At 45.0% G+C, this 15,268-nt stretch carries 12 protein-coding genes; 6 read left to right on the forward strand and 6 right to left on the reverse strand.

Features of this window, described 5'->3' with window-relative positions; all coding sequences use genetic code 11:
- Nucleotides 1-120: 120 nt before the first annotated feature.
- A complete protein-coding gene (locus tag HRU23_06970) occupies nt 121-1,026 on the forward strand; it encodes a LysR family transcriptional regulator (GenBank protein ID NRA53872.1) in 906 nt (301 codons plus the stop codon).
- Between the two features lie 121 nt (nt 1,027-1,147).
- On the opposite strand, the gene HRU23_06975 is transcribed toward HRU23_06970, so the two are convergent.
- Together HRU23_06975 and HRU23_06980 are read right to left on the reverse strand one after the other, a co-directional pair.
- Nucleotides 1,148-2,092 carry a carbon-nitrogen hydrolase family protein gene (locus HRU23_06975; GenBank protein NRA53873.1) on the reverse strand — a complete coding sequence of 315 codons (945 nt, stop codon included), beginning with the start codon at nt 2,090-2,092 and terminating at the stop codon, nt 1,148-1,150.
- Between the two features lie 54 nt (nt 2,093-2,146).
- Nucleotides 2,147-2,581 (reverse strand): GFA family protein, encoded by a 435-nt coding sequence (locus HRU23_06980; GenBank protein NRA53874.1) that lies wholly within the window; start codon nt 2,579-2,581, stop codon nt 2,147-2,149.
- Between the two features lie 129 nt (nt 2,582-2,710).
- Between HRU23_06980 and HRU23_06985 the strand changes: the two genes are divergently transcribed.
- Nucleotides 2,711-3,397 (forward strand): helix-turn-helix transcriptional regulator, encoded by a 687-nt coding sequence (locus tag HRU23_06985; protein ID NRA53875.1) that lies wholly within the window; start codon nt 2,711-2,713, stop codon nt 3,395-3,397.
- An 87-nt stretch (nt 3,398-3,484) separates the two neighbouring features.
- On the opposite strand, the gene HRU23_06990 is transcribed toward HRU23_06985, so the two are convergent.
- The 3 genes from HRU23_06990 to pepA all read right to left on the reverse strand — a co-directional run bounded on the left by HRU23_06990 (nt 3,485) and on the right by pepA (nt 8,326).
- Entirely contained in the window at nt 3,485-6,247 is a 2,763-nt protein-coding gene (locus HRU23_06990; GenBank protein ID NRA53876.1) for a valine--tRNA ligase, read from the reverse strand.
- A gap of 63 nt (nt 6,248-6,310) precedes the next feature.
- Complete coding sequence (locus HRU23_06995) at nt 6,311-6,736, reverse strand: DNA polymerase III subunit chi (GenBank protein ID NRA53877.1); 426 nt, start codon at nt 6,734-6,736, stop codon at nt 6,311-6,313.
- Nucleotides 6,737-6,817: 81 nt separating this feature from the next.
- Nucleotides 6,818-8,326, reverse strand: a complete 1,509-nt coding sequence (pepA, locus tag HRU23_07000) for a leucyl aminopeptidase (GenBank protein NRA53878.1) — start codon at nt 8,324-8,326, stop codon at nt 6,818-6,820.
- Nucleotides 8,327-8,575: 249 nt separating this feature from the next.
- Between pepA and lptF the strand changes: the two genes are divergently transcribed.
- On the forward strand, nt 8,576-9,676 hold the full coding sequence (lptF, locus tag HRU23_07005) for an LPS export ABC transporter permease LptF (protein NRA53879.1): 1,101 nt from the start codon (nt 8,576-8,578) through the stop codon (nt 9,674-9,676).
- A complete protein-coding gene (gene lptG / locus HRU23_07010) occupies nt 9,673-10,737 on the forward strand; it encodes an LPS export ABC transporter permease LptG (GenBank protein ID NRA53880.1) in 1,065 nt (354 codons plus the stop codon). Before lptF ends, lptG begins: the two co-directional genes overlap by 4 nt.
- On the opposite strand, the gene HRU23_07015 is transcribed toward lptG, so the two are convergent.
- Nucleotides 10,734-12,152 (reverse strand): PLP-dependent aminotransferase family protein, encoded by a 1,419-nt coding sequence (locus tag HRU23_07015; protein NRA53881.1) that lies wholly within the window; start codon nt 12,150-12,152, stop codon nt 10,734-10,736. The two genes, lptG and HRU23_07015, sit on opposite strands and share 4 nt — an antisense overlap.
- 101 nt (nt 12,153-12,253) lie before the next feature.
- Here HRU23_07015 and HRU23_07020 point away from each other — a divergent pair, with 101 nt between their 5' ends.
- Together HRU23_07020 and HRU23_07025 are read left to right on the forward strand one after the other, a co-directional pair.
- Nucleotides 12,254-13,156, forward strand: coding sequence for an EamA family transporter (locus HRU23_07020; GenBank protein ID NRA53882.1), 903 nt, complete (start codon nt 12,254-12,256; stop codon nt 13,154-13,156).
- A gap of 133 nt (nt 13,157-13,289) precedes the next feature.
- Nucleotides 13,290-15,236, forward strand: a complete 1,947-nt coding sequence (locus HRU23_07025) for a methyl-accepting chemotaxis protein (protein NRA53883.1) — start codon at nt 13,290-13,292, stop codon at nt 15,234-15,236.
- The last annotated feature ends 32 nt before the right edge of the window (nt 15,237-15,268 follow it).

The following is a 15,268-nucleotide window of genomic DNA, read 5'->3' on the forward strand; positions in this document are numbered from 1 at the left end:
ATTAATGGCTTTATCAAGCTGTCTATCTGGCTATTATTACCTGTTATTAATGTGGTATATATAGGCTAGTTTGTGAATCTTTATTGTCTTTATGACAATAGTAATTAAGGTAAGAGCGCGATGGATCAGTTAAAAGCGATTAGGTATTTCGTGAAAGTAGTAGAAACTGGCAGTTTTACGCTGGCGGCGAAAGCGTTTGGGGTACCAGCTTCATCGCTATCGCGGCGAGTTGCCGATCTTGAGCAAAGTTTGGGTGCAACCTTGTTAAAGCGCACTACTCGAACCGTTAATGTCACCGAGGTGGGCACCAGTTACTATAAGCAAGTGACTGAAGTACTTTCGTTATTAAGAGACAGCGATGAAACCGTGCGTGCTTATCAAACGACCCCAATGGGCGTGCTTAATATCAGTGCAATGGTTGGCTTTGGCGAGCGGATCCTCATTCCTTTATTGGATCAATTTAATACCTTATACCCGCTGATCACCCTTAACGTTAGCTTGAGCGATGAGCTAACTACATTAGGGCGCGATGACGTTGATATTGCTATTCGAGGTGGATATGCGCCACAGGAACGAGTCATCGGAATTAAGCTAATGGAAAATGAGTTTATTACCGTTGCCGCGCCAAGTTATATTCAAGCGTATGGTTGCCCTGAAAATCCTCAAGCGTTAAAGCTACACCAAGGCTTATTTTTTCAAACACCAGCTGGGCCAACGCCATGGCTTAGTGATACTCAAGGGCAGTGGCAAGATGTTTCAGCGCCGAGTGCTCTAACCACCAATAATGGTAAATGGTTGGTTGATCGAGCCGTTGCAGGTAAGGGAATATTAGTCTTGCCAAGGTGGGTATTACAATCTTATCTTGATAGTGGGCAGTTGATAGAATTACCGATAAGTGGCGCGATAAAAATCACTCAAAACCCTGATTTGGCGGTCTATTTACTTTACCAAAAACAGCGCTATCAAGTGCCAAAAGTCAAAGCGGCAGTCGATTTTTTGGTGGCCAATATTAAAGGCAATTATTAGCGCCTGTTACCAGCAACTAAGATGTCGGGGCAAATCTCAACGTCGATCAATTTAGCACTAAGCAGTGAACAAAAGACGGTTCGACAATATCGCCCCGTCTTTTAACTTACTTATGTCAGTCCTAATCATCATCAAGAAAGCTCAGTGGCGGCATTGCGCGGCGGTCGATTTCTAAATGGAAAATATCCGGTCGATTATAATGTCCTGCAATATCTAGCCCCTTGCGCGAATCCCGCGCTGCGTCGACCTCAATATCGGTAAATAATACCCCCTGCTCTTGATGGAGCGGGCCAGCGACAACCCCGCCGCCAGGTTTAACGACCACCGCGTCGCCGGGATTTATCCATTCATCAGCTTGAAATAATTCATCACGTTGCGGAAAGGTATCGGGAATGTCTTTACCTTGCATTGCTGTGGCTGTGCTTAAGACCCAGCAACCACCTTCGCGTGCTATGTGCTTCATCGACGCTAGCCAAGTATCACCGCTGTCCCAAGTGGGCGCGACATAAATATCGATGTCTTGCGCAAATAGACTGTAGCGAGCCAGAGGCATATAATTTTCCCAGCAGATAAGGCAGCCGATCCGCCCGACAGCGGTATCTACTACTTTGAGGCCACTGCCATCGCCAAAGCCCCAAATCATTCGCTCCGGGTTGGTCGGCATTATTTTTCGATGGCGGTTTAAAATGGTGCCGTCGGCGTCGATTACTACCACGGTATTAAATAATGTTGTGCCACTAAATTGCGAGTCAACCTCGTTCATACCCATGACCACGACGATGTTATTTTTAGCCGCTGCTTCACAAATACTGTCAAGGTCGCCGTTCGCTATATCGACCGAATTGTGTCTCAACTTTTTGAAAATTTCATTGCCAAGGGCGATGTCACCGCCTGGTCGTAGTCGCCATATCCACGTGGGATAACCTGGTAGAAATGCTTCAGGAAAGACAACCAGTTGCGCTCCTTTCGCCGCGACTTCGTTAATTGTCGCGATGGCTTGAGTGGTTGATGCTTGAAGGTCGAGTAATACTGGTGGTTTTTGTGATATTGCAACGTTGATGTTCATGGGATTTCTCCGTGTGTTAGTCAATATGTTCTAGTCCAACTACTTAGTTAATTTTTATTCGGTTAATAAGGCGCCCGAACCTCCGGCCTCTTGCGGTAAATCTTTCATTTTGGGTAGGCCATCGATAACCCGCAGGACCGACTCTTGATAGTTAACGTGTAATACCGGCTCGAAGGGGAAATCTTTTAACACCGCCACTGGCACATCAATTAAGCCCATGTCCGGATGCTCGGTAAAAAGGTGTCCGCCACAACACTTGCACCATTTTCGCGTGCTGCCAGGGGTTCTATTGTAATGACGAATATTACTTTGGCCTTGGGTTACTAGCACCGAGTCTGGTTGCCATAAAGTGAAGGCGCTAATGGGGCCGCCTGACCAGTGACGACAAGATTGGCAATGGCAGTAAGCAGCAAGGGCTGGTTCTTGGGTAACGGTAAATAGAACGCTGCCGCAAAAACAGCTACCGTGATATGTTGGTGTGATGTTCATGATCCTGTCTCTCAGTGGTTGTTCGAGTCTTAAGTACAGTTGATCGTCTATACTTTATCAAGTACGGAAAACGTAGCTTAAGCTACGAAAAGTGTAGTGTTGTAGCGGCCATTGTGAGGAGATTTTTTCATGAAAGGGTACGGACAATTTTGCCCTATCGCTAAAGCCTGCGAAGCGCTTGGCGAGCGTTGGACACTGTTGCTGATACGGGAATTATTATGCGGTAGCCATCGTTTTAATGATTTTAAACGAGGTTTACCCCTCATTTCCCCGACGATGCTCTCGCAACGGCTTAATGTTTTGCAGCAGCGTGGCTTAATTGAGCTTAAACGCTCGGCTGACAACCGCAGCAAGGAGTATCACTTAACGCAAGCAGGGCGTGAACTTGAATCTATTGTGATGGGACTAGGAGAGTGGGGGGCTCGATGGGTACGCAGCCAGATGTCGGATGACGACCTGAGTGTCGAATTATTAATGTGGGATATGCGCCGTACCATTAATATTTCACAATTGCCTTCAGGGCGTAATGTTTTGCACTTTGAATTTAAAAACTTGGCGCAAGCTTATCGAAATTGGTGGCTGCTGGTTGAAAATGGCGAGATTGATCTCTGTGTTGATAACCCCGGATTTGAACCTGATATGGATTTTATTACCGACCTTAAAACAATGACCCAAGTATGGCTTGGCGATATCAGTTTAGCGAGTGCAGAAACTAGCGGTAAACTCACACTTAGCGGTGCTTCATCATTGATCAATAATATGGACCAATGGTTGGTTTTTAGTGGGTTTGCTCAGGTTAAAAGCGCGTTGAAATAAGACAAGTCATTGATAGATTTAAGCCAAAAAAAATTGGTTACCGTCGTCACGGTAACCAATTTTAGTATGGAGATTCTTAAAGGCTAATTAAAGCGCTTCAATCGTCGCACGTTGCTCTTTTAATTTAGCAACGGTTTGTTCCATTTCTACCATTTTAGCACGTTCTTTTTCGATAACATCAGCTGGGGCTTTACTAACAAAACGTTCGTTAGACAGCTTGCCTGAAGTACGGGCTAAATCTTTTTCAACTTTTTCTAACGCTTTAGCAATACGGGTTAGTTCAGCGGCTGTGTCAATGAGACCCGCCATTGGAATAAGAATTTCCATTGAACCAACAATAGCCGTTGCTGACGCTGGCGCTTCTTCGCCGTCGTTTAGCTCCGTCAATGTTTCTAACTTAGCCAAGGCCATTAAGAACGCTTGGTTGTCGTCTAAACGACGCTTGTCTTCGCTGTTAACACCTTTAAGCAATACATTTAATGGCTTGCTTGGCGCAATGTCCATTTCGCCACGAATGTTACGAATACCAACGATGAACTCTTTCATCCATTCTAAATCGTTTAAGGCGTTAGTGTCTTCAAGCGCGGCATTAGCTTTAGGGAACGGTTGAATCATAATGGTGTCCCCTTCAATGCCAGCAAGCGGTGCAACACGTTGCCAAATTTCTTCAGTAATGAATGGCATTAATGGGTGTAATAAACGCAGGGTGGTCTCAAGTACTTCAACCAGCGTTTTACGGGTACCACGTTTTTGCGCTTCGGTGCCCTTAAACAATATCGGTTTGGTTAATTCTAAGTACCAACCACAGAACTGATTCCAGGTAAATTCGTAGATAGCTTGAGCCGCTAAATCGAAGCGGTAAGTATCTAAATGGCCACGATAAACTGTAATTAGCTCTTGTTGCTTAGCTAAAATCCAGCGATCAGCCAAACTTAATTCGTGATCATCACCAGTTAGGAAGTCTTGATCTTCGGTATGCATTAATACATAACGGCTACCATTCCATAACTTGTTACAGAAGTTGCGGTAACCTTCAACACGGCTTAAATCGAAGCTGATTTCACGGTTAGCTGAGGCGAGTGCCGCAAAAGTGAAACGCATCGCGTCAGTGCCGTACGAATCAATACCTTCTGGGAATTGATCGCGGGTCGACTTTTCGATTTTAGCGGCCATTTGTGGCTGCATCATGCCGCCAGTACGCTTGGTCACTAGGTCTTCTAAGCTAATGCCGTCTAACAGATCGATAGGGTCAAGCACATTGCCTTTCGACTTTGACATCTTGTTGCCTTGCTCGTCACAAATTAGACCGGTGATGTAAATTTCTTTGAACGGTACTTTGCCAGTGAATTTCTTGGTCATCATGATCATGCGGGCAACCCAGAAGAAAATGATGTCAAAACCTGTTACTAATACGGCACTTGGCACGAAGGTTTCTAATTCTTCGGTCTTTTCAGGCCAGCCCATGGTTGCAAATGGCCACAACGCAGATGAGAACCAAGTATCAAGCACGTCTTCGTCTTGGCGTAACTTAATCTCGCTGCCTAAGTTATGCTTTTGACGCACATCGGCTTCGTCTTGACCAACGTAGAAATTGTCTTGCTCGTCATACCAAGCCGGAATGCGATGGCCCCACCAAAGTTGGCGTGAAATACACCAATCTTGAATGTTTTCCATCCAGTTATAATACGTTTTGTCCCAGTTTGATGGCACAAACTTAATTTCACCACTGCGCACAGCTTCAATAGCAGGTTCAGCGAGAGGTTTTGTTTTAACGTACCATTGGTCAGTCAGTAGCGGCTCAATGATGCTGTTTGAGCGATCGCCACGTGGCACCATTAATTTGTGCGGCTTAATTTCAACTAAGAAACCTTGCTCTTCAAGATCGCTAACGATTTGCTTACGCGCATCAAAGCGGTCTAGACCACAATATGGCGCTGGGCATTCTTCGTTAAGTTCAGCATTCTTGGTTAGAATGTTGATTAACGGTAAGTTGTGACGCTGGCCGACTTCGTAATCGTTAAAGTCGTGTGCTGGGGTGATTTTTACACAACCAGTACCCAATTCTGGGTCGGCGTAATCGTCGCCAATGATCGGAATAAGACGGTCGGTTAATGGCAGTTTAATTTCTTTGCCAATTAAGTGCGCGAAACGCTCATCTGCTGGGTTAACGGCAACAGCGCTATCACCTAACATCGTTTCAGGACGCGTGGTGGCTACTACCAGATCGCCACTGCCATCGGCTAGTGGGTAACGGATGTGCCACATAAAGCCATTTTCTTCTGTATTAATTACTTCAAGATCTGATACTGCGGTGTGTAATACTGGATCCCAGTTAACTAAACGCTTGCCACGGTAGATAAGGCCTTCGTCGTGTAAAGAAATAAAGACTTCTTGCACGGCTTTTGATAAATCTTCGTCCATGGTGAACGCTTCACGCGACCAATCTGGCGAAGTACCAATGCGGCGCATTTGGTTGGTGATGGTACCACCTGACTTTTCTTTCCAGTCCCAAATCTTTTTAACGAAGGCTTCACGGCCTAAATCATGACGGGTTTGACCTTGGGCGATAAGCTGACGCTCAACCACCATTTGGGTCGCTATGCCCGCGTGATCGGTACCAGGCTGCCATAATGTATTGTCGCCATCCATACGGTGATAACGGGTTAGCGCATCCATAATGGTATGTTGAAACGCATGGCCCATGTGCAGGCTACCAGTGACGTTTGGCGGTGGCAGTAAAATACAGTAGCTGTCTTTTGACTTGTCGCCGCTTGGTTTAAAGTGACCGCTCTGTTCCCACTTTTGGTACAGTGCTTGTTCAATTGCTGATGGGTTATATGTTTTTTCCATGATCCGCTCGTTTGTCTAGCTTGTTAGGTGCGATTAATCTTGATGTAACTACTGCTAATACAGCTATTCTTTATGCAGCTGGGGGGCAAGGTTTAATACCCGACAGTGGTGAAAGCGTTCACGCGCCTGTTGTTTTTGCACAGTATCATCAGGGATGAAATCGATTATTTGATTAAAGTTTACCGCAAATGGCGGTAAGGGGTGGCACAGATTAATTAAAATGTGACGTCGACCTTGTGGCGGTTGATGACCTATCTCAATTGGGGCGCCGTAATGTGGCCCTTCACCTTGCAAATTATGCGGTATAAACTCGTCGTTGGGCAGCTGCCACATCAGCTCATCGATTTGTTCGGCCGTTTTAACATCGGTCGTGGCAATAAAGACCCGCTGACCTTGCTGATAAAATTGACCGGCCAATTGACAAGCTTTTTCGAGCATGGCATTGGGCTGGTTTTCGGTCGCGATCTGATAAAAAGTGGTTTGAGTCATACGTCATTATTTGTGGTAAAAGTGATATAAAAAAACTAGAGAGGCCTAAGCCTCACTAGTTTTACCGAGTTTTGACCGTGGTTAGTCGCCAGTAACAACATTAGCACGGTTAAGTAAAAACTGGGTTAGCAAAGGAACCGGACGACCGGTTGCTCCTTTGTTCGCGCCGCTGTTCCAAGCCGTACCCGCAATATCAAGATGAGCCCACTGATATTTTTTGGTGAAGCGTGACAAGAAACAAGCCGCGGTAATAGTGCCTGCGGCACGACCACCAAGATTGGTCATGTCAGCAAATGGGCTGGTTAGTTGATCTTGATACTCGTCCCACATTGGCAAGCGCCATGCGCGATCGCCAGACTGGTCGCCAGCATTTAATAATTCATGCGCTAGCGGGTTATGGTTACTTAACAAACCACAAGCATGCTTGCCCAGCGCGACAATAACCGCGCCGGTTAAGGTCGCGGTATCGATAACCAATTCCGGATCGAAACGTTCAACATACGTTAATACGTCACATAAGACCAAGCGGCCTTCGGCGTCAGTATTAAGTACTTCAACCGTTTGGCCTGACATCGTCGTTAGGATATCACCAGGGCGATAAGCATTCGACGAAGGCATGTTCTCACAGCCCGCCAAAATACCAATGACATTAAGCGGTAGCTGTAGTTTAGCTAAAGATTCCATCGTGCCTAAAACACCCGCAGCGCCGCCCATGTCGTATTTCATTTCGTCCATGCCTTCACCGGGCTTAAGCGAAATACCGCCGGAGTCAAAGGTTAAACCTTTGCCGACTAATACAATAGGTTTAGCATCTTGATCAGGGTTGCCTTGATACCTAATGATGGTCATTTGTGATTCGTTATCACTACCACGACCTACTGCAAGGTAAGACTCCATGCCCAGTTCAGCCATTTGCTCTTCACCAATGACTTCAACCGTTACGTTGTCGTAACCTTCAGACAATTGGCGTGATTGACGGGCCAAATAGGCCGGATTACAAATGTTTGGTGGCATATTCGCCACGTCTTTACACAAGGTCATGCCGCTAGCAATTGCTTCGCCATGATTAATCGCGCGTTCACCAATTGGCAATTCGCGGCGCGTTGGCACATTAAAGACAATTTTACGTAATGGACGACGTGTTTCGTCTTTTTTGCTTTTAAGCGCGTCAAATACATATAGGCTATTTTGGGTGGTCTCAACCGCTTGGCGGACCTTCCAGTACGTATCACGACCTTTAACATGTAATTCAGTTAAAAAACACACCGCTTCCATTGAGCCTGTTTCGTTTAACTTGTTAATGGTCTTTTGAATGATTTGGCGATATTGGCGTTCATCAAGCTCACGCTCTTTGCCACAGCCAACTAACAGAATGCGTTCGCTCAACACGTTTGGCACATGATGCAATAACAGCATTTGGCCAGCTTTGCCCTCTAGGTCGCCTCGACGCAGCAGATTACTGATGTAACCTTCACTGATTTTATCAAGCTGCTCGGCAATAGGTGACAGACGGCGTGGTTCAAAAACACCAACGACAATGCACGCACTGCGTTGCTTTTCTGGGCTACCACTTTTGACACTGAACTCCATGAGCTCTCCTTGGTTGATAAAGACACGATCTCTAGCTAAAGTCTACAGACAAAGTCTTCTATTTGTTAGATAATAGCAACCAAACCAGTGTGAATTATTATTCGTTGCCAAGCTATGGGTTGCTTTGTGTATGTGTATCATAGTGAACATCACATAGATATGCGACGATAAAACTATCTAAAATAGCTAGTTTACCGAAAATATTGACTGTTTCCAGTAAAATTGTACCTTTAGTCATGGAAAACCATCTTGATTATATTTAGTTATCTCATTCGCGAAGCGTTAAAGTCGCAAATTGCCGTATTGTTTGTCTTAATGGCAATCTTTATGAGCCAAAAGTTTGTCCGTATTTTGGGCAATGCCGTCGACGGCGATTTCCCCGGCGCGCTAGTCGCGACTCTATTAGCCTTAAACTTACCAAAACTGGCCGGACTTATTTTACCCTTGAGTTTATTCCTTGGGATCTTAATGGCGCAGTCTAGAATGTACGCCGACAGTGAAATGGCGGTTATGCGCGCCACTGGGATTAGCGAGTGGTATGTGGCGCGAGTCACCTTGGTGCTGGCATTTGTTATGATGATTATTGCCGGTATTAATACCTTATGGCTTGGGCCTTGGGCGCAAGAACGCGAATATCAGGTAATGGAACAAGCACAAGCCGATGCTGGCCTAACAACGTTAGCGTCGGGTCGCTTTCAATATTCATCGAATAACAAATCGGTGATCTATGTTGAATCGATCAATGATGGCAAGCTCAGTAAAATCTTTGTTGCGCAATTGCCCAAAAATGCTAATTCGACGGAACATAACATTATTGTGGCGGCGTCAGGTGATGTGATTGAAGAAGCGAGTGGCTCGCAACAGCTTAAATTAATGACCGGTAAGCGCTATCAGGTGGCTCCGGGAGTAGCAGCATATTCGGCCCTTGAATTTAGCGATTATCAAATGCAAATTAAAGAACAGGCGGTTGAACAGCGCAGGCGTAAACTCAGTGCGATCCCTAGCGCTCAGCTATGGGCGCGGGGCGATGTTGAGGCAATGGCTGAAATTCAATGGCGCTTGTCTATTCCGTTAACCATTCCATTGCTGGCGTTAATTGCCGTGCCATTGGCCAGAGTTAATCCGCGCCAAGGCAAGTTTGCCAAACTATTTCCGGCAATTTTGTTGTTTTTAGGTTACTACGTCATGCTAATGGCGGGGCGTAGCGCACTTGATGATGGCATTATTCCAATTAATATCGGGCTATGGTGGATTCATCTGAGTGCATTAATTTTAGGCTTGGCCTTGCTCAGCAAAGAACGTCAATTTGGCGTGATTATTCGCGCTAAATTAAAAGGTCATAAATCATGAGGATTCTAGACGGTTACATTGCTAGAACCATTGCTGGAACCACGGCTTTTTGTTTGCTAGTTTTGGTTGGCTTAAGCTCAATGATTAAGTTTATTGAGCAACTTAAATCGGTTGGTCAGGGTGATTACTCAATATTTGATGCGGCGATTTATGTGTCGTTAATGCTGCCGCGTGATATTGAGGTGTTTTTCCCAATGGCTGCGCTGTTAGGTGCGTTAATTGGTTTGGGCGCGATGGCGCAAAGCAGTGAACTGGTGGTGATGCAGGCCGCTGGTATTTCACGGTTACAAATTATTTTCTCGGTGATGAAAACGGCGATCCCGTTAATGCTAATGGTCATGGCATTAGGGGAGTGGGGCGCGCCTTGGACCGAACAAAAAGCACGTAATATGAAAACCCAACAAGTATCTGGCGGCAGTTTGCTTAAAGGTAGCAGTGGGTTGTGGGCTAAAGACGGCGCGCGTTTTGTGCATGTTAATAAGGTTATTGAAACCGGTTTATTGCATGGGATAACACTGTACGAGTTTAATGAGAACAGTGAATTATCTGAAATTACTAAAGCGAAAGTTGCGCGCTATCAAACCGACTCGTGGCGGCTTGAAGGCGTTGAACAAACCCAATTAAGTGATAAGAAAACCGTGGTTCGTCAGCTTGAATATCTCAATTGGCAGTCGACCCTGACACCGGACAAACTTGGCGTTGTGACGGTAAAACCTGAGTCATTATCAATTACTGGCTTGTTTGATTACCTCGATTATCTTGAGGCCAACAAGCAAGAAACCAGTCGTTATGATTTAGCCTTGTGGCGTAAAGTGATGCAGCCATTAAGCGTTGCCGTGATGATGTTGTTGGCATTATCTTTTGTGTTTGGACCGCTGCGCAGTGTCAGCATGGGGGCTCGTTTGGTGATGGGCATTATTACCGGTTTCTCATTCCATCTTACTAATCAGGCGTTTGGGCCAATTAGTTTGGTTTATAATCTGCCGGCAATTTTAGGCGCGGTATTACCGAGCTTAGTCTTTATTGGTCTGGCGGGTTACTTTCTCAATAAACGCACCTAATTTTTAGCTAACGATTGACTGATAAGTTGGCATAGCTCAATCAACTGTTGCCTGAGTTTAAACTCGGGCGATGCGCTGCAATCGCTGACAATTGCCCAGCCGATGCTAAGGCGGAAGCAGTCTCGATACAAATTTAGTGTGCTAAATTGATGACCGCCGTGAATCGAAATCTGCTGCTTTTGCGCCATCGCTAATAAACGATGGCTGTCTAAATTCTCTAATTGAACCCAAATTACCATGCCACCGTCGGCGGCGCTAATGCGTGTTTGTGACGGTAAATTCGCGCGTAATAGCGCATGATAGTCTAAGGCGTGTTTCGCCAGCGTTAAGCGTAATTTTTTAAGGTGTTTTAAATATTGTCCCGAATCGATAAATTCGCAGATGGTATTTTGAACTGGGTTGTTAACCCCAAACGATTGCACGCAGCGGTACTTAAGGTATTGCTCAAAAAAACGTCCTGGCTCACACCAACCAAGCCGATAACCAGGGGCAATGCTTTTCGGCATTGAACCGCACCATAATACCCAGCCCGATTTATCCCAATATTTAATCGGTAGCGGACAAGTATCGCTATAACCAAGCTCAAGGTAAACATCGTCTTCAATCACGGGTATTTGATAGTGCTGCGCTAAATTGGCAATGTCACGCTTTTGCTCGTTACTCAGACAGATCCCTTGGGGATTAATGTGATTGGCACTGAGCAAACATGCGCTGACATTGTTGTTGGCTAGGTGTTGTTCTAATTGTTTTAAGTCTAACTGCGACTGATGACAAGGGATTTCGACCACTAACCGGCCCATGTTTTCCAACAAATTTAATAAGCCGTTAAAACAAGGGGAGGGTATCGCAATGGCATCGCCAACTTTTGTGGTTACTTCTATCGCGGTTTTAACCGCATCAATACAGCCATTAGTGACCACTAAAGTGTCGGCCGACAGTGGAAAGTATTGGCCACTGAAATGTCGGGCCAAAGCCTGGCGTAAGCTTAAATTACCCTGGTAATCCGGGTACTGGTAAACCCCGTCGCCATATCTTAAATTACCGCGGCGTAAACAACGTGCCAGTATTTCTTGGGGAATGAGTTGCGGTGATAATTGCGCGGTATAAAACGGCCCACCACTGTTTAAACTTGCACTATGGTCCATCTTTGGCTGGCTTACTTTCGCTTTAAAAGTAGGAAAAATAGGGATTGTTGTCTTGTTTAATGGCTGACTGACAAAAAAGCCAGATTGTGGTTTGGCCTGCAACCACCCTTGATCTTGCAGTCGTTGGTAACAGCTGATAGCGGTGGTCATGCTGACCTGATGCAGTTGGGTAAACTTTCGGATCGAGGGCATACGCTGCCCGATAATTAAGCGCTGGTTATTAATGTTGTCAATAATATCTTCACTTAGCTCAATGTAACGTGCGGTCATCTTTACCTCAACTGTACCCTAAAAATATCAAAAAATTACATCTGTTTATCTTTTAGGAAGTCGCGATACTAGTCAAATGATTTTTAATAATTGGAGGAAGTATGAAGCTGTTTCATTTGATATTGGCGATTGGGGTCACGTGTTTATGGGGCTTTAATTTTTCGGTGATTAAGGCTGGCGTCGATAACATAGATCCCTTTGTCTTAACGGGCTTAAGGTTTAGTTTTGCGGCGATCCCTGCGGTATTTTTTGTAGCACGGCCCAAGGTTTCTTGGTGGTATTTAGCCGCTTATGGCTTAACGTTTGGTGTGGGGTTGTGGGGCATGATGTCGCTATCAATTGAGCTTGGCTTGTCGGCGGGCATGGCCAGCATTGTTTTACAATCTAGCGCATTTATCAGCGTGCTAATCGGCTGGTTTTTACTTAAAGAGCGGCTTAATGTAGGCCGTAGAGTAGGGCTTGTTTTATCGGTAGTAGGCTTGTTAATTGTGTTGAGCGTTGAAGATGGTTCGGTGAGCTTGTTAGGTTTTCTGGCTGCTGTTGTTGGGGCATTAAGCCTTAGTGTCATTAGTTTAATCATTAAAAAAGCCCAAATAAAAGAGATGTTCGCATTTGTAGTCTGGTCGTGTTTGTTTGCCCCGATCCCGTTGTTTCTGCTGTCTTATCTAGTTAATGGCAGTGCGGGTTTTGATTTTTTCGGTCAAGGTTTCAATCAAGTTGGCTTAATGTCAGCATTATTTCAAGCTTACCCCACGACGTTACTCGGTTATTGGATTTGGAATAAATTGCAGACCCGTTATCCGCTATCAACCATGGCACCCATTAGCTTGTTGATCCCTATCTTTGGCGTATTAGGGTCGGTCATTTTTTATAATGAGCAGCTCGCACCACTAAAAATGATTGCTTGTAGTTTAATTGTCGCTGGTGTGGCGTTGCCTTTATTTGCTGAGACATTAATTAAATTAACAAAGAGTAATAAGCTTTATTCACGGCAGGAGAGCTAACAATAACCTAGCGGCTCGTTGCTGGCGCAGCGAGTTTTAACCAATGGAAAAGCGGTATTGCCATAAAACTGTCTTAAAAACGTCACAACTGGCTAATAATATAGCGCGCAAATCTACTTGTATTAGGATTAGCATGCGAGTTTCTACATTTACCCGAGTTTTAGCTATTTCACTAACCACTGCGAGCGTGGCATTGGCGTTAACATTATTTTGGGCTAGCGACGCTTTAAACCGCTTGAACCAACAAACAGCAAGTTATACCGATCTAAAAAACATTATTGTTATTGAACTGGCCCATGATGTGCAAACCTATTTGTCAGCAGGGCAGGCTGAATCACTTAATCACGCGAGTGAGATTATTAGTCAGATCAAATCAAGTAATCTCAATATGTTAGAACCTGCGCAACAACAAAATTTAGTGAGTCAGTTAGACCAGCTAGAGCATGGCATTAAAACCAAATACCGTGCTTTAGGTAAATTGGCTGGCAACAATAATGCTTTGTTTGAAAACGCGATTCGTCAGATGTCTGGCGCGGTCAACTCCCTGATCAAATATGCCCAGCAAGGCGCTGCTATTAATGAAATAAACGCGCATAAATACATTGAACTAGCTAATGACTTTTATTTTGAGCTTATTACCTTAAATCAGCGCAGCAATAGATTCGTGGTTGACTTGACGCAAGAAAGCCAACAGTCTCTTGCCCGTAGCTTGGCAGCGTTACAGGCTTTAGCACTTGATATTGAAGGGCTACCCGAGATAGGTCTATATGCTGAAATTGATCAAGATGAGCTGAGTCTCGATACACAAGCGCCTGAAGAGTTAGCGATCGAAATAAAATCAGAATTAATCAGCTGGGTTAATCGCTACGACAAAGACATTAGCACCACCACAGCTCAGGCTAAAAATGTCCAAGCGGGTATTAGCGAGTTGCGCGGACAAATTGCGGGTTTATCTAAAACTATTTTAGCCGCTGAGCAGCAGCTGTATCAACACCGAAAAGAGACCCTCAACGTTGTGTTTTTAGTGTTCTCTAGTGCGATTAGTGCAATCGCATTATTAGCGTTATTCGTTTATTTTATTCAGCGAAGACAAGTTTTAAATCCGCTACTTAAACTATTAAATGCATTTAAAGGTCTAATTGAAACCCAAGCGCTGCAACCAATAGTGGAGCTTGACCCCAACACCGAAGTGGGCGAAATTGCCAATTACTTTAATATTTTGATCAATGCGCAGCAGGTGGAAAACGAGAGTAAGCAGCAGTTGTTGCTGGTCATTAATGCCTTTATGCAAGATATGACAGAGCATTTAGACAACATTAAATCGCACTCAAGCCAAACCGCGCAGCAAGTTGAACAAAACCAAAAATTGCTGATCGACATAAAAGAGCTTGGACAACATGTTAATGAAATCAACGGCCAAGTCGCTGACAATGCAACGAGTACTTTTGCCGCGATGGATCAAAGTAAAAGTCATGCGCTATCAATGTTAGAGGCCAGCTCGACCACTCAGCAGCGGGTGCAACATGGTATGGACAGCTTAAGCGATTTATTACACGGGGTAACCGACGTTCATAAAATTGTAGAATCGATTCAGGTGATTGCAGATCAAACTAACTTGCTAGCGCTTAACGCGGCTATTGAGGCTGCTCGTGCCGGGGAGTTTGGTCGTGGTTTTAGCGTAGTGGCCGATGAGGTACGTAAATTGGCGCAACAAACCCATTATTCGCTCGACGATATTAAGCTGCGGTTAGACAGCTTAAGTCGTCACTCAGGATTAGTGTCAGTGCAAATATCGCAATTGGCCGATGGGGTACAAGCCCAAACTACCAATGCCTCAGAATTAAAAGTTAATGCTGAGCGGGTGGCGGAAAATGCCCAATATACCAATACCGCCGCTAATGATGCTCGCGCATTAGCAAATCAACAAACTGCCTTGCTAGAAAATTTTTCTGGTACGATGGAACGGATGAAAGACCAGGTGCAAGCGACCGATTTATTAATTGCCCACATCGATGATAACTTGCAGCAACAAATTGCTAAGGTGACTAAAAACTTAAAATGGGACAGCGCAAGCATCTAGTGTGAGTGCTCGTTAATGCAACGTCTAAAGGG

The sequence above is a fragment of the Gammaproteobacteria bacterium genome (assembly GCA_013214945.1).
In the GTDB taxonomy this organism is placed as follows: domain Bacteria; phylum Pseudomonadota; class Gammaproteobacteria; order Enterobacterales; family Psychrobiaceae; genus Psychrobium.

What these genes read in the sequence shown, in the direction of transcription:
- HRU23_07025 (NRA53883.1), top strand. Translation starts at nt 13,290, where the DNA reads ATGCGAGTTTCTACATTTACCCGAGTTTTAGCTATTTCACTAACCACT.
- HRU23_07015 (NRA53881.1), bottom strand. Translation starts at nt 12,152, where the DNA reads ATGACCGCACGTTACATTGAGCTAAGTGAAGATATTATTGACAACATT.
- HRU23_06980 (NRA53874.1), bottom strand. Translation starts at nt 2,581, where the DNA reads ATGAACATCACACCAACATATCACGGTAGCTGTTTTTGCGGCAGCGTT.
- HRU23_06985 (NRA53875.1), top strand. Translation starts at nt 2,711, where the DNA reads ATGAAAGGGTACGGACAATTTTGCCCTATCGCTAAAGCCTGCGAAGCG.
- lptG (NRA53880.1), top strand. Translation starts at nt 9,673, where the DNA reads ATGAGGATTCTAGACGGTTACATTGCTAGAACCATTGCTGGAACCACG.
- pepA (NRA53878.1), bottom strand. Translation starts at nt 8,326, where the DNA reads ATGGAGTTCAGTGTCAAAAGTGGTAGCCCAGAAAAGCAACGCAGTGCG.
- HRU23_06975 (NRA53873.1), bottom strand. Translation starts at nt 2,092, where the DNA reads ATGAACATCAACGTTGCAATATCACAAAAACCACCAGTATTACTCGAC.
- HRU23_07020 (NRA53882.1), top strand. Translation starts at nt 12,254, where the DNA reads ATGAAGCTGTTTCATTTGATATTGGCGATTGGGGTCACGTGTTTATGG.
- HRU23_06970 (NRA53872.1), top strand. Translation starts at nt 121, where the DNA reads ATGGATCAGTTAAAAGCGATTAGGTATTTCGTGAAAGTAGTAGAAACT.
- HRU23_06990 (NRA53876.1), bottom strand. Translation starts at nt 6,247, where the DNA reads ATGGAAAAAACATATAACCCATCAGCAATTGAACAAGCACTGTACCAA.
- HRU23_06995 (NRA53877.1), bottom strand. Translation starts at nt 6,736, where the DNA reads ATGACTCAAACCACTTTTTATCAGATCGCGACCGAAAACCAGCCCAAT.